Raw genomic sequence first — 22,439 nt, 5'->3', positions numbered from 1 at the left:
ATGGATGGCACGGTTCTGGTCGCCGATGACGACCGCACGATCCGCACGGTTCTGACCCAGGCACTGACGCGGGCAGGCTGCAAGGTTCATGCCACCTCAAGCCTGATGACGCTGATGCGGTGGGTCGAAGAGGGCAAGGGCGATCTGGTGATCTCGGATGTGATCATGCCCGACGGCAATGGTCTGGATGCGTTGCCCCGGATCTCGCGCATGCGCCCCGGCCTGCCGGTGATCGTGATCTCGGCGCAAAACACCATTATGACCGCAATCCAGGCGGCCGAGGCCGAGGCCTTCGACTATCTGCCGAAACCCTTCGATCTGCCAGATCTGATGAAACGCTCGGCCCGTGCGCTGGAGCAAAAACGCCGCGCGGCGCCGGTGGCGCAGCCGGTGCGCGAACCCGCCGAGGAACTGCCGCTGGTCGGGCGCACGCCCGCGATGCAGGCGCTGTACCGGCTGGTGGCGCGGGTGATGAACACCGATATCCCGGCGCTGATCACCGGCGAATCCGGCACTGGTAAATCGCTGCTGGCCCGCGCGATCCATGATTTCTCCGACCGCCGGACGCTTCCCTTTGTCACCGCCACCGCCAGCGATCTGCAAGGGGTCGAAGGCCCGTCCTCGCTGATCGCTAAGGCGCGCGGCGGCTCGGTCGTGTTCGACGAGATCGGTGATTTCGACGAGGATGCCCAGGCGCGGGTGGTGCGGCTGCTGGATATGCTCGGCGACGAATCGATGGCCGGCAAGGCGCCCCGGATCATGGCGACAAGCCAGGTCGATCTGGCGGCGCGGATGGAGACGGGCAGCTTCCGTCAGGATCTTTACTACCGGCTGGGCGGCGTCATGCTGCATGTGCCGTCCTTGCGCGAGCGGGTCGAGGATATCCCGCTGCTGGCCGAGCATTTCCTCGCCCGGGGCGAGCGCGATTTCGGCGCCGTGCGTCAGCTGGCGCCCGATGCGCGCGAGCTGATCCGCAACCATTCCTGGCCCGGCAATGTCCGCCAGCTGGAAAACGCGATTCGCCGCCTGCTGGTCACCGCCTCGGATGCCGAGATCAACCGTGCCGAGGTTGCTGCCGTGCTGGGTCAACTGCCGGTGGCAGAGCCGAGCCGCGGCGTGATGGAGGGGGAGAAACTTTCCGCCACCGTGATGCGCCACCTGAAACGCTATTTCGACCTGCATGGCGGCCAGCTGCCGCCCCCCGGTGTTTACCAGCGTATCCTGCGCGAAGTGGAGATGCCGCTGATCGAAATCGCTCTGGATGCAACAGGCGGCAATCAGGCAAGATGTGCCGATCTTCTCGGGATAAACCGCAATACTTTGCGCAAGAAGATCACCGATCTGGATATTCGCGTGACACGGCGCCGCAAGCTGATGTAAAACCGCAACATCAAGCGTGGCAGACGCGCCGCAGGCGGGCGTGTCCACAAGATGTTGAAGGTTATGGCGACGACTGAGTCCGGTCGGGTAGTGAAACGTGATGTCTGGCAAAGGGTGTCCCGCCTGCGCCGGCAGCGCCGGCTTCAGACCGCCTTCACGCTGGGGCTGGTTTTTCTGGGCCCTGTGCTGGTGGTGGCGACCTTCCTGCTGCTGGGGCCGATGAACCATTCCGGCAATTCGCCGGCACTGCGGCTGATCCTGCTGGCGGATCTGGTTTATGTGCTGCTGATCGCGGCGCTGGTGCTGGGGCGGGTGATGCGGATGGTGGCCGACCGCCGCCGTCGCTCGGCCGGGTCGAACCTGCATATGCGGCTGACCGGGGTTTTCGCCGGTATGGCGCTGGTGCCGACGATTCTGGTCGCGGTCTTTGCGGTGCTTTCGGTCAATCTGGGGCTTGAGGGCTGGTTTTCCGAACGGGTGCGCTCGGTGGTGGGCTCGTCGCTGGCTGCTGCCCAGGCCTATGAGGGCGAGCAAAGCGCCTCCCTCGCCCAGGACGCTCTGGCGCTGGCGGTCTATCTGAACACGGCGCGCGAACAAAGCGTCATGCTGCGCGACGATCAGCTGCGCCCGCTGCTGGCCAAGGGGCAGGAGCAGATCCAGCGCGGGCTGAAAGAGGCCTTTCTGGTCGATGGCACCGGCCAGTTGAGGACGCGGGGAGAGAGCTCCTATCTCTTTGATTTCGAAACCATCAGCGCCGAGCATTTGCAGCAAAGCCAGGCGGGTGGCGTCGTGCTGATCCCCGACTGGCGGAATAATGAATTCCGCGCGCTCGTGCGGCTGCCGGCCTATGCCGACCGCTATCTCTATGTCGCGCGCGAGGTGGATGGGCGGCTTTTGTCGCTGCTGGATGAAACCACCGAGACGGTGAAACTCTACAACCAGCTGGAATCGGATCGCGGCAAGCTCTTGCTGAATTTCGGCTTCATCTATCTGGGGTTTGCGCTGATCCTGATCCTTGCTGCAATCTGGCTGGGCCTGTGGTTTGCCGAGCGGCTGTCGCGCCCGGTGGGGCGGCTGACCGGGGCGGCGCAACGGGTTGGCGACGGCGATTTGGATGTGCAGGTGGCCGAGGAACAGGGCGATGACGAGATCGCCATGCTGGGCCGCATCTTCAACCGGATGACGCGGCAGCTGAAAGGCCAGCGCCTTGCGCTGGAGGCCAGCCATGCCGAGACCGAGGAACGCCGGCGGATGTTTGATTCCGTGCTCTCGAACGTCACCGCCGGGGTGATCGGGCTCGGGGGGGACGGGCGGGTTGATTTCATCAACCGCGCGGCGCTGCGGGTGCTGGATCTGGGCGAGGAGGTCGAGGACAGGCTGCTGAACGAGATCGTGCCGGAATTTGCCGGGCTGTTTGAAACCCTCCAGGCGAGCACGGGCCAGGTCGCGCAGGAAGAAATCCGCATCACCCGTCGCGGCCAGATCGAGAGCCTGCTGGTCAGGATGGGCGAGCGGCGCTCCGAGAGCGGCGAGGCCGAGGGCTATGTCGTGGCCTTTGACGATGTGACCGACCTGGTTTCGGCGCAGCGGATGGCGGCCTGGGGCGATGTGGCGCGCCGCATCGCGCATGAGATCAAGAACCCGCTGACGCCCATTCAGCTTTCGGCCGAGCGGGTGAAACGCAAATTCTCGAAACAGGTGCAGGATGTCGAGGAACTGACCTCCCTCACCGATGTGATCGTGCGGCAAACCAATGACTTGCGCCGCATCGTTGACGAGTTTTCCAAATTCGCCCGTATGCCCGAACCCGACCGGCGTGAGACCGATCTGGTGGCGATCCTGAAGGATGCGGTGACCTTGCAGCGCGCCGGCCAGCCCGGCGTGGCCTTCACGGCCGAAATTCCCGACGGGCCGCTCCTGATGGATCTCGATCAGACCATGATCAGCCAGGCGTTGACAAACCTGATTAAGAACGCCGGAGAAGCCACTGAATCCCATATTGAAAATGGGGCAGTGGAAGGATACCATCCGCAGATCCGTATCACGCTGGTCAGCGATGAGGCGGAAAGCGTGATCCGCATCATGGATAATGGCACCGGCTTGCCGGAAGACCGCGCGCGGCTCTTTGAACCCTATGTCACGACCCGCGCCAAGGGCACCGGGCTGGGCCTGCCGATCGTCCGCAAGATCATCGAAGAGCATGGCGGCACTCTGGCGCTGACCGACGCGCCTGTCTTCGCGGGCGAGGACCATGCCGGCGCCATGGCCGAGATCAGATTGCCACGGCTGAACCGTCGGCGCATGGGGCGCAACATGGCGCCGCAAGGGGCTGTTGCGACAGAGAAAATGGAAAACAACCTGCGGAACGGGGCAGAGGCCGCCGTTGCAAACGGGCCCGATAACGGGAATGGAGGCTGAGATGAGCATTCTGATCGTCGATGACGAAAAGGACATTCGCGAACTGATCGGCGATATCCTCAAGGATGAGGGATACGCGATACGCCTTGCCGGAAATTCCGAGGATTGTATCAACGAAATCAATAATGAGGCGCCCGATCTTATGGTGCTGGACATCTGGCTGAAAGACAGCCGGATGGATGGGATCGACATCCTGAAGACCGTCAAGCGCGACAATCCGGACGTGCCGGTGATCATCATCTCGGGCCATGGCAATATCGAAATCGCAGTGGCGGCGATCAAGCAGGGCGCTTACGATTTTATCGAAAAACCCTTCAATATCGACCAGTTGGTGCTGGTTGTTGCGAGGGCGATGGAGACCTCGCGGCTCAGACGCGAAAACACCGAGCTGAAACGCCGCGATGTGACCTCGACCGAGATGATCGGGTCCAGCCCCTCTTTCAAGGCGCTGAAATCGCAGCTCGACAAGGTGACAAAGTCGAATGGCCGCGTGATGCTGACCGGCCAGCCGGGATCGGGCAAGGAACTGGCGGCACGCTATATCCATCTGAACTCGAACCGCGCCTCGGCGCCTTTTATCACCGTGTCTTCCGCGACCATCGAACCCGAGCGGATGGAAGAGGTGCTGTTCGGCCGCGAAACGCCCGAACGCGGCATCGAGCCGGGCCTGCTGGAACAGGCGCATGGCGGTGTGGTCTATTTCGACGAGGTCGGCGATATGCCGACCGGCACCCAGTCCAAGATCCTCCGCGTGCTGACCGAGCAGCAATTCACCCGCGCCGGCGGCACCGACAAGGTGCGGGTCGATCTGCGGGTGGTCTCTTCGACCTCGCGCGATCTGCCGGGAGAGATCCGCGCAGGCCGCTTCCGCCAGGAGCTGTTCGACCGGCTGAATGTGGTGCCGATCCCGGTGCCCTCGCTGGCGGATCGCCGCGACGACATCCCGGAACTCGCGCGCCATTTCGTCACCTGGTTCCATCGCAGCCAGGGCCTCCCGCTGCGGGTGATCAGCCCCGATGCCGAGGCGATGCTGCAGACCATGTCCTGGCCCGGGAATATCCGGCAGCTGCGCAATATGATCGAGCGCGTGCTGATCCTTGGCGAGGGCACCGGCGAGATCGAGGCGCGCGAGCTGCCCGGCGCCGAAGGCTCCAGCAGCGCCGGCGAGGCGATGGTGCTGGGCGGCGCGGTGGCGACGCTGCCTCTGCGTGAGGCGCGCGAGCTGTTTGAACGCGAATACCTGCTGACCCAGATCAACCGTTTCGGCGGCAATATCAGCCGCACCGCGAATTTCGTCGGCATGGAGCGCTCGGCGCTGCATCGCAAGCTCAAAAGCCTCGGCGTGGTGACCTCGTCGAAATCCGGCACCCGCAGCGCCTATTTCGATGAGGAATATCAGGAGGGCGATGTGCCCTGAGCCGCCGGGGCGTAGGAATTGACCTTTCAGCGGGGCTTTGCGAAACAGGTCCCTGAAGGCAGGCGCGACCACGGGAGAAGCCTATGAAGGTCATCATCTGCGGCGCCGGCCAGGTCGGCTGGCAGATTGCGCGCCAGCTGGCCGGTGAGAAGAACGACGTCACCATCGTCGATACCAATGCCGATCTGATCCGCCGCGCGACCGAGGTTCTGGATGTCCAGGGCGTGGTGGGCTTTGCGAGCCACCCGGATGTGCTGGCGAAAGCCGGTGCCCGCGACGCCGATATGGTGATCGCGGCCACCTATTCCGACGAGGTGAATATGGTCACCTGTCAGATCGCGGCGGCGGCTTTCAACGTCACCCGCCGCATCGCGCGGATCCGGGCGCAGAATTACCTGGAGACCGGGTATTCCGATCTTTACAACACCGACCGGCTTGCGATCGACGTGATCATCAGCCCCGAACTCGAGGTGGCCGAGGCCGCGCTGCAACGCCTTGCCGCGCCCGAGACCTTTGACACCGAGGTCTTCATGTCGGGCCGCGCGCATCTGCTGGGGATCCGGCTCGGGCCGGAATGCCCGGTGCTGAACACGCCGCTGAGGCAGCTGAACGACCTCTTTCCGTCGCTGCGCGCGATTGTGGTCGGCGTGCACCGCAATGAACGGCTGTTCGCGCCGCATCCCGATGATCAGCTGCTGGAAGAGGATCAGATCTATCTCTTCGTCCATACCGAGGATGTGCAGCGCAGCCTCGCCATCTTCGGCAAGCGCGAGCATAAGCAGGACCGCATCGTCATTGTCGGCGGCGGCAATGTCGGGCTGACAGTGGCGCGGGCGCTGGAGGCGCGCTCGGACCGCGTCCGCGTCCGGATGATCGAAAAGAACCGCCAGATCGCCGAGGCGGCGGCCGATCAACTGTCCCGCACCATCGTGCTGAATGGCGACGGTATGGATATGGACCTCCTGGCCGAGGCCGGGGTCGACCGCGCCGATGCGGTGCTGGTGGTCACCGATGATGACAAGACCAATCTGCTGGTCTCGGTGCGCGCCAAACAGGCGGGCTGCCCGCTGACCATTGCGCTGGTCAATGACCCGACCATGGCGCCTTTGATGGCGGCGCTGGACCTTGACGCCTGGATCAACCCGCGCGCAACCACGGTGTCGTCGATCCTGCGCCATATCCGCCATGGCCGCGTGCGCGCTGTCTATTCGCTGGGCGATGGCGAGGCCGAGATGATCGAAGCCCAGGTCATGTCGACCTCGCCGATCTCGGGCAAGATGATCCGCGATATCTCCTTCCCCGAAGGCGTGCTGGTCGGCGGCGTGCTGAAGGGCGAGCGGATGCTGAAACCCGAGCCCGATATGCGGATCGAGCCCAATGACGTGGTGGCGGTTTTCGCGCTGGTGAAAGATGTGCCCGAGGTCGAGCGCCTGTTCCAGGTCTCGATTGATTTCTTCTGATGCGGCCGCTGGCGGGGCTTCCTCGACATGGCAGGCGCCCGCTTTTATGGGATGTGCCGCTGCTGGTGCTGTCGCTGGGCGTGGTGGGGGTGATGTGCTGGATCCCGGCCGTCCATGCCGCCAGCCTGCGGGATTTCCGCACCGCACAGAGCTTTTTCTATTCCGGGCTGATCCTTGTGGTGCTGACGGTGATGCTGGGCATCGTGACCCGCGATCCCGCCCGCCGCCATTCCGCCCACAGCCAGCTGGCGGCTTTGGCCGGCACCTATGCGGTGCTGCCCTTTGCGTTCGCGCTGCCTTTGGCTCCGCTTCTGCGCGATACCACGATGCTCAATCTGTGGTTCGAGATGATCTCGTCCTTCACCACCACCGGCGCCACCGGCTACGCGCCCGACCGGCTGCCGCCTTCGGTGCATCTTTGGCGGGCGATGGCGGGCTGGCTGGGGGGATACTTCGTGCTGCTGGCGGCCTGGGCGGTGCTGGCGCCGCTGAACCTTGGCGGGGCCGAGGTGATTTCGGGGCAGCTTCCGGGGCAAAAGAGCCAGCTGATCGGCCGCGCCGGCGCCATGACCGACCCGCGAGAGCGGCTGACCCGGGCGTCAATGGCGATCCTGCCGGTCTATGCCGGGCTGACGCTGGCGCTTTGGCTGATGCTTCTGGTGGCCGGCGAGAATGGGCTGATCGCGCTGACACACGCGATGGGAACGCTGTCGACCAGCGGCATCTCGGCGGGGAACGGGCGGGCGGTGGCGCAGTCGGGGCTGGCGGGCGAGGTGCTGATCTTCTTTTTCCTGTTGCTGGCGCTCAGCCGTCATCTGATGCCTTTCGACCTGCCGGGCCAGGTGCGCGGCAGCCTGCGCCGCGATCCCGAAATACGGCTGGGCCTGAGCCTGATTGCGCTGGTCGTCACCGTCCTTTTGCTGCGCCATCTGGTCGCCGATGCCGGCACCGGCGGCGAAGCGAGTGTCGCGGCGGTGATCCGTGCCTTCTGGGGCGCGCTGTTCACGGCGGCCTCATTCCTGACCACCACCGGCTATGAAAGCGTCTGGTGGGGATCTGCGCGGAACTGGGCGGGGATGGGCTCGCCGGGTCTTATGCTGATGGGGCTTGCGATCATCGGCGGGGGCGTTGCGACCACGGCCGGAGGCGTCACGCTGCTCAGGGTCTGGGCGCTTGGGTTGCAGGGCAAGCGCGAACTTGATCGCATCATCCATCCCCATTCCATCGGCAGCGGCGCCGAGGCGCGGCGTCTGGCGGGGCGGGGGGCCTGGTTCGCCTGGATCTTCTTCATGCTTTTCGCCATCTCGGTCGCGGTGGTGACGGCTGCGCTGACCCTGTTCGGCCTGCGCTTTACCGAGGCGCTGATTTTCTGCCTGTCGGCGCTGACCACCACCGGCCAGCTGGCCTGGCTTGCGGGCGATGCGCCCCTGTCATGGTCGGCGCTGACTGCACCGGTCAAAGTGATTCTGGGCCTTGCCATGGTGCTTGGACGGCTGGAGACGCTGGCGCTGATCGCGCTGATCGCACCGGGCAACTGGTCGGTCAGCCTCACCGCGCCCTGGCGGCAGGGGAAAGGGCGCTGACGGGCTTTTTCGCAACAGTAAAGGGCCATCAGGTCACAGCGAGTGTTGAAAACATCATTTCCTCTCTGGAAACCATGCGCAACATTCCTATTATCCCGGCAACCCGGTCGGAAATTCCGCATCCGGGCCAGGTGGGCTTGATGCGGGTGTTCCGCTGGCGCCACCGCATCTCTCAAACCCGCAAGTGAAGCGGGCCCAGGCGCAAGGCAAAACAAACAATGGCTGGCGATAAACAGAACCTCCAGGACGCCTTCCTGAACCATGTCCGCAAGGCCAAGGTTCCGGTGACGATCTTCCTGATCAACGGGGTCAAACTGCAGGGTGTGATCACCTGGTTCGACAATTTCTGCGTGCTGCTGCGCCGTGATGGCCAGTCGCAACTCGTGTATAAACACGCGATTTCGACGATCATGCCCGGCGCGCCGATCAATCTTTATGAAGGCGAAGACTGATAAATACGCCCTCCGATCTCCCCGGATTTCCTGATGGGGACCCTGACGACGACCTGTTCTCCGATCTGTCCGCTCTCAGGGCAGAGCGGAGCAAATGGCAGCTGACCGCGACCGAAAAGACGCGGGCCGTCGTTTTGCATCCCGATATCAAGAGCCGCCAGACCCGCCGCCTGCCCGAACACGGGCTGGCCGAGGCGGTGAGCCTCGCTGCGGCACTTCCGAATATGGAGGTGATCTGGTCGCAGGTGGTCAGGGTTGCAAAGACGCTGCCGGGCACCTTGTTCGGCACCGGAAAACTGGCCGGGATCGGCGCACAGCTTAAGGCGGACAAAATCGGCCTCGTCTTCATCGACGGGCCGGTGACGCCGATCCAGCAACGCAATCTGGAGCGCGAATGGAAGGTCAAGCTGCTTGACCGGACCTCGCTGATCCTTGAGATCTTCGCCGACCGCGCCCGTACCCGCGAGGGTGTGTTGCAGGTGGAGCTGGCGGCGCTGACCTATCAGCGCGCGCGGCTGGTCCGGGCCTGGACCCACCTGGAACGCCAGCGCGGCGGCTTTGGTTTCGTCGGCGGCCCCGGCGAGACGCAAAAGGAAAACGACCGCCGCGCGATCGACGATCATGCGATCCGGCTGCGGCGCCAGCTGGAAAAGGTGGTCAGGACACGGCATTTGCACCGGGCGGCGCGGGCCAAGGTTCCGTTCCCGATCGTGGCGCTGGTCGGCTATACCAATGCCGGAAAATCGACGTTGTTCAACCGGGTGACCGGGGCGGAAGTGCTGGCTAAAGACATGCTTTTCGCCACGCTTGACCCGACGATGCGGGCGCTGGAAATCCCCGGCACCCATGGCGGCAGCCGGCGGGTGATCCTTTCCGATACGGTGGGCTTCATCTCGGACCTGCCGACGCAGCTGGTCGCGGCCTTCCGCGCCACGCTGGAAGAGGTGCTCTCGGCCAATCTGATCCTGCATGTCCGCGATATCTCGCATCCGGAAACCGCCGAACAGGCGGCCGATGTCGAAGAGATCCTGACCTCGCTGGGGGTGCCGCCCGAGACCCCGAAATTCGAGATCTGGAACAAGCTAGACCTCGTCGAGCCCTCTGCCCGCGAGGCGCTGGAGGCCCAGGCGGCCGCGCGTCCCGGCACTTTCGTGATCTCTGCCCTGACCGGCGAAGGGGTGCCCGATCTCCTCAGCGCCATCTCCGCCAGTTTCGAGGCCGAGCGGCGCGAGGAAGACCTGGTGCTCTCCTTCAGCGAGGGGCGCAAGCGCGCCTGGCTGCATCAGAGCGGCGTGGTCACCGCCGAGAGCCAGAATGATGAGGGCTGGCAGATCCGGGTGGAGTGGAATGAAAGGCAGGCGCAGGAATGGGCGCGTCTCTGAAGACCCCGGCCCGCGCCCTTGCGGCGGGGCTGATCGGAACGGTTCTGGCGACCGGCGTTCACTTTATGACGCTGACCATGGGCGCGGCGCGCGGCCTGATCGGCTCGGGCCAGGGCCTGCCGCATACGCCCGGACTGTCTTTGACGGCGGGCGGCCTTGCCTTTGAATGCCTGATCGCCGCGCTGCCGGTCTTGCCGGTGGTCGCGATCACCGTCTTCGCGGGCCGCTTCGTGATGAGCCTCGGCTTTCTCGCTGCCTTGGCCTGGGGAGGAGAACAGCTCGGCACCCTCTTTACCGCCGCAAGCGGCGGCATATTCGGCTGGGGCGACGGTTTCACCCTGTTCTACAGCGCGGGCATGTTCACTTTCGTCGCCGCTTTCACCGCTACATTCACCCTCTGGATCCTGGCGCCGCGCCCACGATAAAACGCGGGCTATACCCTTCCTCCTGAAAAAAATACTCCCGCGCCGGAGGCGTTCCCCGGCCAGCCAGAACCGGCTCACTCTGCCGCAGTGGCCGGTGTCAGCAGCATCACCCCCGCCGCCGCCGCATTGGCAAGGTCCCGATCCAGCGACATCGGAATATATTCGCCGCGCCGCCACAGCTCGCCCAGATCGTCATAATTGCGCGACAGCGGATGCCCCGACTGGCCGGTCGCCGTGATGAAGACCGAGCTGTCTGGATCTGCGAAATCATAGACCCCGCGATAGCCGGCACCATGGACATTCAGATAGGGCTCTGGTCCCGATCCTTTCGTCACGCCACGCATCAGCGTGTCATTGCCGCCCGAGGTCGATTGCCGGATATTCACGAACCATTTCACGAAGGGGACATTTCCCAGCACCGGATGGTCATGCGTCGCCTGATGCGCATCGCCCCAACGCCAGCTTTCGATATTGCGGCCATAGGTCTCGGTCAGCTGGATCAGCGCCTCGTCCAGAGCCATCCGCGCCATATCCGTGCAGGTCTCGACCGGAGCCGATTGCACCACATCGCACCAGACTGCAGCGCCGTCGGTATTGCGGAACACGCGCTCAAGGAAGACCGGGTCGACCCGGCGGAAATTCTGCGCCAGCGGCCCCATCTCATCCTGGATCAGCCGCTCCATCAACACGCTGAGCCAGGCTTCGGCGATCAGCGGCTCGGGGGAGTGTTCGCTCATCTCGCCGCTCCAGGCGAAGAGCAGCTTCAGCGCGCGCTGGCGGAATTCCTCCTGGGTGCCGGTGGGCGCCGCCTCGCCGGTATACCACAGATCGGCGCCGATCAGCGGCAGCAAAAGCCGCGCGGTCGGATTCACGATATCGAGCTGGGCCTCCATAAAGCTCTCGCGGGTATGGACCTCGCGGGTGCGGATCAGCGCAAGCCAGGCCTGGATGCGCTGCGTATCGCCCCAGGTAAAGCTGACATGGCGCGGGAAGGGGCGGTCGACGGTCTTGTTGTTGGTATTGCCAAGGATCCCTTCCGGCGGGTTCACGAAGCGCGGGTTTTCCTCATAGGGGAAGATCCCCTTGAAACCGGTGGCTTCGACCCAACCGGGCGAGGGCATCCGCCCCTGGCTTGGATGGCTCCCGTCGCGGATCGGCATGGCGCCGATCAGCTGCATGGCGATGCCGTCTTTGCCGGCCAGCGTCAGGTTCTGCGCCGGCGCGATATACAGCCGCCCGGCCTCGATCGCATCTGCGACGGTCGCGGCCGACATCAGCCGCACGGCGGCCGTTATCGAGGTATCCGCCGGCGAAAGCGCCGTCCAGGACATGACCGCGACATGGCCGGCGGGGGTGACCGATTGCAGATCATACTGGCGCCCCGACAGCACCGGCCCATTGCGCGACCAGCGCAATGTCAGGGTGATCGGTTCGGCATCTTTCACCCGCACCACGGTCTGGCGGGTGACGAATTTCTCGTAGCTGCCATCGGGCAGCAGATATTCCTCGGGGTTTTCCGGATTCAGCTTTTCGATGACGATATCCTGATCGTCGAGATAGGCGGTGGTCAGGCCCCAGCCAAGTTCCTCGGTCCGCCCGATCAGCACCACCGGCACACCGGGGATCGTGGCGCCGATCACGCCGCCCTTTTGCAGCTCCAGCCGGGCCAGATACCAGATCGTCGGGGCGGTAAAGCCCAGATGCGGGTCATTGGCCAGAAGCGCGCCACCGGCGGCCGAGCGCCCCGCCACCGCAGCCCAGGCATTCGATGCCCCCGCCAGTGCCGGCTCGGTCACCGGCGACAGCGGCCCAAGCGCGAAATCGACCGGCTTGTCGCCGGGCATCACACCCGGGATCAGGCTGGCATAATCGGGCGAGGTGATGCCCTTGGTCGGGTCTTCGGGAAGGATATCGGCCAGCCGCTCGGGCGGCAGCACCAGCGAGGCGCGGGCACGCAGCACCTCGTTTTGCCCCATGCCGGTCAGTTGCAGCGCCATCAGCTTCAGGATCGCGATGGAATCGGCCGGCGCCCAGGCGGAAATCTCGGGCTCGAAGAACCAGAATTCCGGTGCCCCGCGGCCGCGCGCGCCGGTATTCACCTGTTCGATCCAGGCATTCACGCCCGCCGAATAGGCCTCCAGCACCGCGAGTGTTTCGGGATCCTGCGCCTTCACCGATTCCAGCGAGAGCCCGTAAATATCATAGCGCCGGATCAGCTCATCCACGGCCAGCGTCCGGTCGCCGAAAATCTCGGACAGCCTGCCCTGGGCCGTACGCCGCAACATGGTCATCTGCCAGAGCCGGTCCTGGGCATGGGCGAAACCAAGCGCGAAATAGACGTCACGGTCGTTTTGGCCGAAAATATGCGGCACCGAGTCATTGTTTCGTACGACCTCGACCGGGGCGGTGATGCCTTCGAGGGTGAAATCCTCGTTGTAATCCACCAGCGAGCGCGACAGGAACCAGTAGCCGATCAGAAGCGCAAGGCCGCTCAGGACCAGAAGCCCGGCGGTGATCCGCATCAGCCAGCGAAAAAGGGTTAGCATCGGGCCTGTCCTTGACGTCCGCAACTCAACCGGTTCCTAGTCGATCGGCGGCCCAAGGGCAATTCACGGCAACAGGAGCGTAACATGGCGAAAGTGGCATTTCTCGGCCTTGGTGTGATGGGGTTTCCCATGGCGGGGCATCTGGCGGCCCAGGGCCATGCGGTGACGGTCTGGAACCGGACAGCGGCCAGGGCCGGCGCCTGGGGCGCGAAGTTCAAAGGCCAGGTGGCTTCGAGTGCGAAAGAGGCGGCGGCGGGCGCGGAATTCGTCATGGCCTGCGTCGGCAATGACGAGGATCTGCGCGAGGTCTGTCTGGGCGAGGCGGGAGCCTTCGCCGGCATGGGGCAGGGCGCGGTCTTCGTCGATCACACCACCGTCTCGGCAAAGGTGACGCGTGATCTGGCGGCCATCGCCGCTGAACGGGGATTCGGCTATGTCGATGCGCCGGTTTCGGGGGGGCAGGCGGGGGCGGAGAATGGCGTCCTTTCGGTGATGTGTGGTGGCAGTCAGGCCGATTACGACCGCGCGGCGCCGGTGATCGACGCCTATTCCAGGATCTGCCGCCGCATCGGTGAGGCCGGTTCCGGGCAGCTCGCAAAGATGGTCAACCAGATCTGCATTGCCGGGCTGATGCAGGGGCTGTCCGAGGCGCTGGCTTTCGGATCGAAGGCCGGGCTTGACGGCCGTGCGGTGGTCGAGGTGATCTCTCAGGGCGCGGCGGGCAGCTGGCAGATGGCGAACCGGCATCAGACTATGCTGGAGGACCGGTTCGATTTCGGCTTTGCCGTCGACTGGATGCGCAAGGATCTGAATATCTGCCTGGAAACCGCCGAAGAAATCGGCGCCAGCCTGCCGGTTACCGCGCTGATCGACCAGTTCTACAAGGATGTGCAGCTGATGGGCGGCGGGCGCAACGACACATCCAGCCTGATCCGCCGCCTGCCGCGCTGATCAGTGCCTGGCCTTGCGCTGTAACAGGACATGCAGCGCAAGGCCGACAGCCGCAACCAAAGCAAGCAAAAGCCCCAGATGCAGGCCATGCAGCCGCCCCAGAGCCAGCGTGACCGCCCGCCCGAAATGATAGCCGAGCGTGGTGAAGCCTACCGCCCAGATCAGGCAGGAAAGCGCGTTCAGAGCTGAAAAGCGCAGCCAGCCGATCGGGGTCTGCGCCAGCAGGATCGGACCGATGATCCGCGTTCCCGGCACGAAGCGGAATGCGAGCGTCAGCCCGTCCGGATGGCGCGCCAGCCATTGATGCAGCCATGTCGCCCGCGCCTTGCCGCTGAGGCGGCTCAGCCAGCCGCCGATCCGCCCCCCGGCAGGCATATGCCGTGACAACAGGAACCACATCTGATCGGCGATGAAGGCGCCTGCGAAGGCAACCCCCGCCGTTGCCGCCCAATGGGTCAGCCCGTGATGGGTGATGACGCCGCCAAGAATGGCGGCGGTCTCGCCTTCGAAGAAACAGCCCCAGAGGACCGCGATCAGCCCCCAGCGGGACAGCAGGTCTTCGAAGGTCATGCCGCGTCAGGGAATGATGCGGGTATATTTGACGCCGGCCAGCGTTGCGCCCGCGATCAGCCCCTGCTGGCCGAAAATCAGCGCGATGACCGGATCGCTCTCGGTGGTGGCCTTGCCGATCGAGGCGCCTTCCTCGGGCGTGGCATAGCGCAGATCGGCCGAGGCCGCCCAGCCGGTCGAGCGGCGGAAATCCTCCATCGCGTTCGGGGTCATAAAGAACAGCGCATGGGCATATTGCTGCGCGCCGATCTGCAACCCGACAGAGGCTTTGGTGGCGGAATAGTAATCCACCGTGGCGCCCTGGATCCGCAAAGCGCCGCGCCCGAAAGCGCCGCCCCAGACAAGACCCGCCTCGGTCATCAGCGGCATGTACAGCACGCCATTGGCGCGCGAGGCCAGTTCGCGGGTGCCGGGATAGCGGCCGAAGAGGTAATTCTGCGTCGCATCGACCCGCGCATCAATCTGCGCCGCGCCGTTCGAGCCGACTCCATTGCCGCAGGCGGCTGTCAGCAGCGTGGCCGAGCCGACACCGGCCAGCATTGCGCGTCTTGTAATCTTTTCCATGGCTCTGCCCTCAATGATATGGCCGGCACATCCGGCAGGGGCTCTGCGGCCCCGTTCCCGCTAAATCTAGCTGCGGATCTGCCGCTTGTCATCGGCTATGCGCAATATTCCTGCCCATCGGCGGGATTTCCCGACATGGGCGCAGGTCAGCGATCAGCCTCGCAGCAATCTGGCCGCTTCGGGCGCGAAATAGGTCAGCACCCCGTCGCAACCGGCGCGGCGAAAGGCCATCAGGCTTTCCAGCATCACCTTTTCACCGTCGATCCAGCCATTCAGCGCCGCCGCTTTGATCATCGCATATTCGCCCGAGACCTGGTAGGCGAAGGTCGGCGCGCCGAATGCCTGTTTCACCCGGTGGCAGATATCGAGATAGGGCATGCCGGGCTTGACCATCACCATATCGGCGCCTTCCGAGAGGTCACGCGCCACCAGCCGCAGCGCCTCATCGCCATTGGCGGGGTCCATCTGATAGGTCTTTTTATCGCCGACCAGCCGGCCGCTCGCGCCCACCGCATCGCGGAACGGGCCGTAAAAGCCGCTGGCATATTTGGCGGCATAGGACATGATCGAGACATTCCTGTGCCCCGCCGCCTCAAGCGCCTGACGCATGGCGCCGATCCGGCCATCCATCATATCGGAGGGGCCAAGGATATCCGCCCCGGCATCGGCCTGGGCCAGTGCCATCTTCACCAGCGCCTCGACCGTCTCGTCATTGATGATCTCGCCATCCACGACAAACCCGTCATGCCCGTTCGCATTATAGGGGTCGAGCGCGATATCCGTCATCACGGCCAGGTCGGGGATTTCCCGTTTCAGCGCCCGGATCGCGCGGTTGGTGATGTTTTCCGGGTTCCAGGCCTCTTCGCAGGTCTCGGTGCGGAGTTCCTGTTCGGTATAAGGGAAAAGGCAGATCGCCGGGATGCCAAGGCGGGCGGCCTCTTCGGCGCGGGCCAGCAGCCGGTCCAGCGACAGCCGGTTCACGCCGGGCAGCGAATGGATCGGCTCTTCGATGCCATTGCCCTCGCGGATGAAGACCGGCCAGATCAGGTCATTCACGGAAAGCTCATTCTCGCGGACCAGCGCCCGAAGCGCGGGAGAGCGGCGGTTGCGGCGGTGGCGGGTGGCGGGGAAGTCAGCCTGAATCGGGTGCATATCTGATCCTGCAGGATGGCGGTGCGGTCACATTTCGCACAGGACATGCTGCCTTGCATTGAGCCTGTTGTCCTGGGGGCTTGCGGCCCGTGCCCTTGCCTGCCATGGAAAGGGGCGGGTCTTCAAGCGGGGCCTGCAGCATCGGGAACGGTCAGGCGAAGGATTCTTCCGGCTTGGAGCTTTACGGCATTCTCTCTGAAGTGATCGACCTGCGATCCTTCTCGAATCTCTGGTACTGGATTGTCCTCACGGTGCTGTGGTCGACGGCCAGCCATTGGGTTCTGGGGGTTCCGTTCGATCTGATCACGCGGGCGCGCAGGAATGGCGGCCAGGCGCAGCTGGATGTCGAGGCGCTGGTCGCGATCAAAAGCCGGCGGATGCTGAATGTCACCCGTACCGCATCAGTGCCGCTGTTCTTCGGCCTGACCTTCTTTTTCACCACACTGGCGATGCTGGCCTTCTGGTACTGGCTCGAATTCGCCCAGGCGCTGTTCCTGCTGACGATCTGGCTGGTGCCGGTGGCATGGCTGTCCTTGCGCACCGCGCTGAGGATCGAGGCGGGCGAGAATATGGGCGAGATGCTGCATCGCCGGCTGATCATGCTGCGCCGCATGGTGCAGGTGGTGGGCATGTTCGCGATCTTCACCACCGCGCTTTTCGGCATGTGGCGCAATCTTGCCCACACCGTTTTCTTCTGATCCGCCATGACGACTGACCTGACATGACGATGCGGCTGCCGATCCTGCTTGGAGGCGCCCCCGAGGGCTATGACGGTTTCCTGCTTGCGCGCGAGCTGGAACGTGGCGAGCCGGTGATTTTTGTCGCCCGCGACGATAAGCGGGCCGAGGCGATGCGCGCAGCCCTGGCGGCTTTCTCGCCCGGCGTGGCGGTGCTGAGCCTGCCGGCCTGGGATTGCCTGCCCTATGACCGCGTCTCGCCCAATCCCGAAACCTCGGCACGGCGGATGTCGGTGCTGGCGGCGCTGGCCGATGGCATGGCGGGGGCTTTCGTGCTGGTCACCACGCTGAACGCCGCCACGCAGCGGCTGCCGGCGCGCGATGTGGTGCGGGCGGCCTCGTTCCGGGCCAAGCTGGGCGACCGGGTGGATGAGCGGCGGCTGAGGGATTTCCTTGCGCGGATGGGGTTCACCCCGGTTTCCACCGTGGCCGAGCCGGGTGATTATGCGCTGCGCGGCGGCATTGTCGATATCTGGCCGCCGGGGCCGGACGGGCCGGTGCGGCTGGATTTCTTCGGTGATCAGCTTGACGGCATCCGGCGGTTCGATGCCGCCAGCCAGCGCACGACCGAGAAGCTGAAATCGGTGGAATTCGCGCCGATGTCCGAGGTGATCCTGGATGAGGCTGCGATCACCAGGTTCCGGCAGAATTACCGGGTGGAATTCGGGGCCGGTGGCTCGGATGATCCGCTTTACGAGGCCGTCAGCGCCGGGCGCAAACATCAGGGGATGGAGCACTGGCTGCCTTTCTTCCATGAGCGGCTTGAGACGGTGTTCGACTACCTGCCCAGAGCCACGGTGATGCTGGATGACCAGGTTATCCCGATGCAGCTCGCCCGCTGGGAGGCGGTCGAGGATGCCTTTGATGCGCGCAATGACGCGATGGCCGCGCGGGCAAAGATGGATTCGGTCTATAAGCCGGTGCCGCCTGCGGGTCTCTATCTCGACGAGGCGGCCTGGAAAGCGGCGCTGGAGGACCGGCGCGAGATCCGGCTTTCGCCGCTGGCGCAAAGCCCGGGGCCGAATGTGCTGGATGCGGGTGGCCGCGCCGGGCGGTCTTTCGCGCCCGAACGTCAGCAGGAATCCCTCAATCTTTTCGAGGCTCTGGCCGATCATATCCGGCACTTGCGTGAAGAGCGCCATGTCGTGCTCGCCTCCTGGTCCGAGGGCGCGCTGGAGCGGCTCAGGGGCCTGCTGGCCGATCAGCAGATCGCGACCGAGACGATCCGCGATCTGCGTGATCTCGACAAGCCGCCATCGCGTGGCAAGGGGCATGTGCATCAGATGATCTGGGCGCTGGAGGCGGGGTTCACCGCCAAAGGCGTCGCCGTGATCTCGGAACAGGATGTGCTGGGAGACCGGCTGGTCGGCAAACCTGCGCGCAAACGCAAGGCCGGGAACTTCCTGCGCGAGCTCAACAGTCTCTCGGTCGGCGATCTGGTCGTTCATGTCGAACATGGCGTCGGGCGTTACCTGGGCATCGAAACCATCACCGCGCTTGGGGCGCCGCATGCCTGTGTGATGATCGAATATGCCGAAGGGGCGAAGCTTTACCTCCCGGTCGAGAATATCGAACTCCTCAGCCGTTACGGCCATGAAGAGGGGCTGCTGGACCGGCTTGGCGGCGGCGCCTGGCAGGCGAAGAAGGCGAAGCTCAAGGAACGGATCCGTGAGATCGCCGACAAGCTGATGCGGGTCGCGGCAGAGCGGATGCTGCGCTCGGCACCCATTCTGGAAGTGCCGCATTCGGCATGGGAGGCCTTTGCCGCCCGCTTCCCCTGGCCTGAGACCGATGACCAGCTGACCGCCATCAATGATGTGGTGGCGGATCTGGAAAAGGGCTCGCCCATGGACCGGCTGATCGTCGGGGATGTGGGGTTCGGCAAGACCGAGGTGGCGATGCGGGCGGCCTTTGTGGCTGCAATGGCGGGGATGCAGGTTGCGGTGATCTGCCCGACCACGCTGCTTGCGCGCCAGCATTACCGCAGCTTTGCCGAACGTTTCCGGGGATTTCCGCTGAATGTGCGGCCCTTGTCGCGCTTTGTGTCAGCGAAAGAGGCGGCAGAGACGCGCAAGGGGTTGGCCGAGGGAGGCGTCGATATCGTCGTCGGCACCCATGCGCTGCTGGCCAAAGGTGTGAACCTGAAAAACCTTGGCCTTCTGATCATCGACGAAGAACAGCATTTCGGCGTCAGCCACAAGGAGCGGCTGAAAGAGATGCGCTCCGAGGTGCATGTGCTGACCCTGACCGCGACGCCGATCCCGCGCACCTTGCAGCTGTCGCTGACGGGGGTGCGGGATCTTTCCATCATCGCGACGCCGCCGGTGGACCGGCTGGCAATCCGCACCTATGTCTCGGAATTCGACACGGTGACGCTGCGCGAGGCGCTCTTGCGCGAACGCTATCGCGGCGGGCAGTCTTTCTTCGTGGTGCCGCGTGTCTCGGACATTCCGGATATCGAGGAATTCCTCAAGGCGCATGTGCCGGAGGTGTCTTATGTGATCGCCCATGGCCAGCTGGCGGCGGGCGATCTCGATGAGCGGATGAACCAGTTCTATGATGGCCGCTTCGATGTGCTGGTGGCGACGACGATCGTGGAATCCGGGCTGGATATTCCGACCGCGAATACGATGATCGTGCACCGCGCCGATATGTTCGGGCTGTCGCAGCTTTATCAGATAAGGGGACGGGTCGGGCGCTCGAAGACGCGGGCCTATTGCTACCTGACGACGCGGCCCCGGATGATCCTGACGCCACAGGCCTCCAAGCGGCTGAAATTGCTGGCGAGTTTCGACAGTCTTGGCGCGGGGTTCAATCTGGCCTCGCATGATCTTGATCTGCGTGGCGCGGGGAATCTCCTGGGCGAAGAACAGTCGGGCCATATCCGCGAGGTTGGCTATGAGCTGTATCAGCACATGCTGGAAGAGACGATTGCGAAGCTGAAATCGGGTGAGATTGACGGGCTGGCGGATGTGTCCGACGACTGGAGCCCGCAGCTGAACCTCAATGTGCCGGTGATGATCCCCGAGGATTATATCCCGGATCTCGATATAAGACTGGGGCTTTATCGTCGTCTGTCGGGGCTGAGCTCAAAAGTCGAGCTGGAGGGCTTTGCGGCCGAGCTGATCGACCGGTTCGGGGCGATCCCGAAAGAGGTCAATACGCTGATGCTGATCGTGCGTATCAAGGCGATGGCGAAAAAGGCGGGGATCAACCGGCTGGATGCCGGGCCGAAAGGCGCGACGCTGACCTTCCAGAACGACAAATTCGCCAATCCGGCAGGGCTGGTCGAGTTCCTGAAAGCGCAGGGGCCGGCCGCGAAAGTGCAGGGCAACAAGATCGTGCTCTTGGGCGAGATGAAGACCGAGGCCGAGCGGATCCGGGGCGCTTTCGCGATTGCCCGCGATCTTGCGGAAAAGGCGCGCGGTAAGTAAGCCGCGCGCCTTCTGGCTGGTGCCGGATGCCTCCGGCGGGAGTATTTCTGTCAGGAGGAAGGGGCGTTCAGCGCTTTGTCAGGCGCATAAGCGCCAGTGCGAGGCCGAGAAGGACCACGGAACCCGCGACCAGCGGCAGGTGGCTGCCAGAGAAGCTCTGGGTGATCGGCAGCGAGATCAGCACGGCCAGCACCGTCGACACACCCGCCATGATCGAGGCGGCGAAGCCTGCAATATGACCCACCGGCTCCATCGCGAGGGCGTTGAGATTGCCCATGGTCAGCGCCATCATGCAAAAGAGGCTGATCAGCCAGAGCATGAAGAGGGCGAATTCCACCACCGGCGACAGCGTGACAAGCACCAGCGAGGCCAGCACCAGCACCGAAATCGCCAGCACGGTCGCGAAGGTCAGCGTGACCACGCGCCGCATGCCCACGGTCACCACCAGCCTTGCATTGGCAAAAGAGCTGATCGCCGAGAAGACCGCCGCCAGCGCGAACCAGAGCGGGAATTCCGTGCCCCGGTTGAAATGCTGCTCGAAAACCGGCGAGATGGAGGAAAGCTGCGAGACCAGCACCGCCATCACCAGCGCCTGGATCAGGATGGTGACCACCACGATCCGGTGCGAGAACATATCCCTGGCCGAGGCCACCAGGCGCGGGATGTTCAGCGGGATGCGGTCGGCTTTGGCAAGTGTTTCGGGCTGGCGCAGGCCGAGCCAGACAAGGCTGGCCGCCGAGAACAGCACGAAGACAAGGAAGATCGCGTGCCAGCCGGCGATATGAATGATGGCCTGGCCCATCAGCGGTGCGATGGCCGGGGCGACCATGAAGATCATCATCGCAAAAGACATGATCCGCGCCATTTCGCGGCCGCGATACATATCACGCACCATGGCAAGCGAGACCGTGCGCGGCCCGGCCGCGCCGATCCCCTGCACCACACGGGCGGCGATCAGCACTTCCAGCGAGCCCGCGAAATAGCAGACCAGCGAGGCGATGGAATAGACCAGCCCGCCGATCATCATCACCGGTTTGCGTCCCCAGGCGTCTGAAAGCGGGCCGGAGACGAAAGTGCCCAGCCCCATGCCGAGGAAGAACGCGCCGATGATCAGCATGGCGCGGTTGGGCGCCTCGGGCGAGAGCAGCTGGCCGATATCGGTGATCGCAGGCAGCATGGCGTCGATCGACAGCGCGATGGTGGCGAAGAGCATCGCGATCAGGGCGATGAATTCCAGCTGGCCAAGCGCCGGTTTCGCATGGTTCTTTTCGACCATTGCGGGATTCAGAGGGGTCTTGTCATTCATAGGTCAGGACTTTGCGATTTCGCGGATAACATTGCCCCAGAATTCCGGGGGCTGGGCACCGCTGACGACATAATGTTGCGAAATGAGGAAGGTGGGAACGGAGGAGACCCCCTTGCGGCGCGCATCCTCGTCGCGGGCCAGGATATCCGAAGCATCGGCATCCGAGGCCAGAAGCCGCAACACTGCCGCCTTGTCCATGCCGGCGCCGGCGGCGATATCCGCCAGCACCTGCGCCGCGCCGATATCGCGCCCCTCATCCCAATAAGCCTGGAAGAGGCGGGTGACCACCTCTTGCTGCAGCCCCTCGATCCCGGCCCAGTGGATCAGCCGATGCGCATCCAGCGTGTTCGGGATCTGTGCGGGGCGGTCGGGATCCAGCTCGACCCCGTTCTGGCGGGCCACTTCGCGCAGACGCTCATGCACGGCATCGACGCGGGCAGAGCCGCCGAACTTCTCTTCGAGATAGGCGCGTTTGGCGACGCCGCCTGCGGGCATATCGGGGTTCAGCTGAAAGGGATGCCATTCGATGCGGAACGGATGGCCGGGATTTTCCGCCAGCGCCCGGTCGAGATTGAGCTTGCCGACATGGCACCAGGGGCAGACCGGGTCGGAGAAGATATCCAGCCGCGTCGCGGTCGGGGAGGTGAATTCGGTCATGCTGC

17 protein-coding genes are annotated in these 22,439 nt (G+C 64.3%); 11 read left to right on the top strand and 6 right to left on the bottom strand.

All coding sequences use genetic code 11. The features are described from left to right. From DRF71_RS06075 to DRF71_RS06040, 8 genes are all read left to right on the top strand, one after another. Positions 1–1,380, top strand: coding sequence for a response regulator (locus DRF71_RS06075; protein WP_112309571.1), 1,380 nt, complete (start codon positions 1–3; stop codon positions 1,378–1,380). 63 nt (positions 1,381–1,443) lie between these two features. Next, complete coding sequence (locus DRF71_RS06070) at positions 1,444–3,798, top strand: sensor histidine kinase NtrY-like (RefSeq protein WP_112309570.1); 2,355 nt, start codon at positions 1,444–1,446, stop codon at positions 3,796–3,798. 1 nt (position 3,799) lies between these two features. After that, positions 3,800–5,215, top strand: coding sequence for a nitrogen assimilation response regulator NtrX (gene ntrX, locus DRF71_RS06065; protein WP_112310030.1), 1,416 nt, complete (start codon positions 3,800–3,802; stop codon positions 5,213–5,215). Between the two features lie 83 nt (positions 5,216–5,298). Next, positions 5,299–6,675: a Trk system potassium transporter TrkA gene (gene trkA / locus DRF71_RS06060; protein WP_112309569.1), complete on the top strand. Its 1,377-nt coding sequence runs from the start codon at positions 5,299–5,301 to the stop codon at positions 6,673–6,675. After that, positions 6,675–8,258 (top strand): potassium transporter TrkG, encoded by a 1,584-nt coding sequence (locus tag DRF71_RS06055; protein WP_232831323.1) that lies wholly within the window; start codon positions 6,675–6,677, stop codon positions 8,256–8,258. Before trkA ends, DRF71_RS06055 begins: the two co-directional genes overlap by 1 nt. A 218-nt stretch (positions 8,259–8,476) precedes the next feature. Further along, positions 8,477–8,710 (top strand): RNA chaperone Hfq, encoded by a 234-nt coding sequence (hfq, locus tag DRF71_RS06050; RefSeq protein WP_023664101.1) that lies wholly within the window; start codon positions 8,477–8,479, stop codon positions 8,708–8,710. A gap of 65 nt (positions 8,711–8,775) precedes the next feature. Further along, complete coding sequence (hflX, locus tag DRF71_RS06045; RefSeq protein ID WP_408634526.1) at positions 8,776–10,092, top strand: GTPase HflX; 1,317 nt, start codon at positions 8,776–8,778, stop codon at positions 10,090–10,092. Then, a complete protein-coding gene (locus DRF71_RS06040; protein ID WP_112309567.1) occupies positions 10,077–10,517 on the top strand; it encodes a hypothetical protein in 441 nt (146 codons plus the stop codon). Before hflX ends, DRF71_RS06040 begins: the two co-directional genes overlap by 16 nt. Positions 10,518–10,591: 74 nt before the next feature. Here the strand turns inward: DRF71_RS06040 and DRF71_RS06035 are convergent, their stop codons facing one another. Continuing rightward, positions 10,592–13,063, bottom strand: coding sequence for a penicillin acylase family protein (locus tag DRF71_RS06035; protein WP_112309566.1), 2,472 nt, complete (start codon positions 13,061–13,063; stop codon positions 10,592–10,594). Between the two features lie 84 nt (positions 13,064–13,147). Between DRF71_RS06035 and DRF71_RS06030 the strand changes: the two genes are divergently transcribed. Continuing rightward, on the top strand, positions 13,148–14,014 hold the full coding sequence (locus tag DRF71_RS06030; protein WP_112309565.1) for an NAD(P)-dependent oxidoreductase: 867 nt from the start codon (positions 13,148–13,150) through the stop codon (positions 14,012–14,014). Here the strand turns inward: DRF71_RS06030 and DRF71_RS06025 are convergent, their stop codons facing one another. The 3 genes from DRF71_RS06025 to hemB form a co-directional block, all read right to left on the bottom strand. After that, a complete protein-coding gene (locus tag DRF71_RS06025; RefSeq protein ID WP_112309564.1) occupies positions 14,015–14,584 on the bottom strand; it encodes a DedA family protein in 570 nt (189 codons plus the stop codon). Between the two features lie 6 nt (positions 14,585–14,590). Then, positions 14,591–15,148 carry a lipid-binding SYLF domain-containing protein gene (locus DRF71_RS06020; RefSeq protein ID WP_112309563.1) on the bottom strand — a complete coding sequence of 186 codons (558 nt, stop codon included), beginning with the start codon at positions 15,146–15,148 and terminating at the stop codon, positions 14,591–14,593. A gap of 153 nt (positions 15,149–15,301) precedes the next feature. Further along, a complete protein-coding gene (gene hemB / locus DRF71_RS06015; protein WP_112309562.1) occupies positions 15,302–16,300 on the bottom strand; it encodes a porphobilinogen synthase in 999 nt (332 codons plus the stop codon). Positions 16,301–16,473: 173 nt separating this feature from the next. On the opposite strand from hemB, the gene DRF71_RS06010 reads away from it, so the two are divergent. After that, positions 16,474–16,998 (top strand): component of SufBCD complex, encoded by a 525-nt coding sequence (locus DRF71_RS06010; RefSeq protein WP_112310028.1) that lies wholly within the window; start codon positions 16,474–16,476, stop codon positions 16,996–16,998. Between the two features lie 23 nt (positions 16,999–17,021). Then, positions 17,022–20,471, top strand: coding sequence for a transcription-repair coupling factor (mfd, locus tag DRF71_RS06005; protein WP_232831321.1), 3,450 nt, complete (start codon positions 17,022–17,024; stop codon positions 20,469–20,471). 67 nt (positions 20,472–20,538) lie between these two features. Here the strand turns inward: mfd and DRF71_RS06000 are convergent, their stop codons facing one another. Together DRF71_RS06000 and DRF71_RS05995 are read right to left on the bottom strand one after the other, a co-directional pair. Further along, positions 20,539–21,747, bottom strand: coding sequence for an MFS transporter (locus DRF71_RS06000; protein WP_112310026.1), 1,209 nt, complete (start codon positions 21,745–21,747; stop codon positions 20,539–20,541). Positions 21,748–21,780: 33 nt separating this feature from the next. Beyond that, entirely contained in the window at positions 21,781–22,434 is a 654-nt protein-coding gene (locus tag DRF71_RS05995) for a DsbA family oxidoreductase (RefSeq protein ID WP_112310025.1), read from the bottom strand. Positions 22,435–22,439 lie beyond the last annotated feature (5 nt).

The organism is Pseudogemmobacter bohemicus, from assembly GCF_003290025.1.
GTDB classification, from domain to species: domain Bacteria; phylum Pseudomonadota; class Alphaproteobacteria; order Rhodobacterales; family Rhodobacteraceae; genus Pseudogemmobacter; species Pseudogemmobacter bohemicus.
Note: the sequence above shows the minus strand (reverse complement) of the source record. Positions and strands in the feature narration are given on the sequence as shown.

Coding starts and splice junctions, on each gene's coding strand:
- DRF71_RS06025 (WP_112309564.1), bottom strand. CDS start 14,584: ATGACCTTCGAAGACCTGCTGTCCCGCTGGGGGCTGATCGCGGTCCTC.
- DRF71_RS06000 (WP_112310026.1), bottom strand. CDS start 21,747: ATGGTCGAAAAGAACCATGCGAAACCGGCGCTTGGCCAGCTGGAATTC.
- ntrX (WP_112310030.1), top strand. CDS start 3,800: ATGAGCATTCTGATCGTCGATGACGAAAAGGACATTCGCGAACTGATC.
- DRF71_RS06075 (WP_112309571.1), top strand. CDS start 1: ATGGATGGCACGGTTCTGGTCGCCGATGACGACCGCACGATCCGCACG.
- DRF71_RS05995 (WP_112310025.1), bottom strand. CDS start 22,434: ATGACCGAATTCACCTCCCCGACCGCGACGCGGCTGGATATCTTCTCC.
- DRF71_RS06040 (WP_112309567.1), top strand. CDS start 10,077: ATGGGCGCGTCTCTGAAGACCCCGGCCCGCGCCCTTGCGGCGGGGCTG.
- mfd (WP_232831321.1), top strand. CDS start 17,022: ATGACGATGCGGCTGCCGATCCTGCTTGGAGGCGCCCCCGAGGGCTAT.
- DRF71_RS06070 (WP_112309570.1), top strand. CDS start 1,444: ATGGCGACGACTGAGTCCGGTCGGGTAGTGAAACGTGATGTCTGGCAA.
- DRF71_RS06020 (WP_112309563.1), bottom strand. CDS start 15,148: ATGGAAAAGATTACAAGACGCGCAATGCTGGCCGGTGTCGGCTCGGCC.
- DRF71_RS06035 (WP_112309566.1), bottom strand. CDS start 13,063: ATGCTAACCCTTTTTCGCTGGCTGATGCGGATCACCGCCGGGCTTCTG.
- hfq (WP_023664101.1), top strand. CDS start 8,477: ATGGCTGGCGATAAACAGAACCTCCAGGACGCCTTCCTGAACCATGTC.
- hemB (WP_112309562.1), bottom strand. CDS start 16,300: ATGCACCCGATTCAGGCTGACTTCCCCGCCACCCGCCACCGCCGCAAC.
- trkA (WP_112309569.1), top strand. CDS start 5,299: ATGAAGGTCATCATCTGCGGCGCCGGCCAGGTCGGCTGGCAGATTGCG.
- DRF71_RS06055 (WP_232831323.1), top strand. CDS start 6,675: ATGCGGCCGCTGGCGGGGCTTCCTCGACATGGCAGGCGCCCGCTTTTA.
- DRF71_RS06030 (WP_112309565.1), top strand. CDS start 13,148: ATGGCGAAAGTGGCATTTCTCGGCCTTGGTGTGATGGGGTTTCCCATG.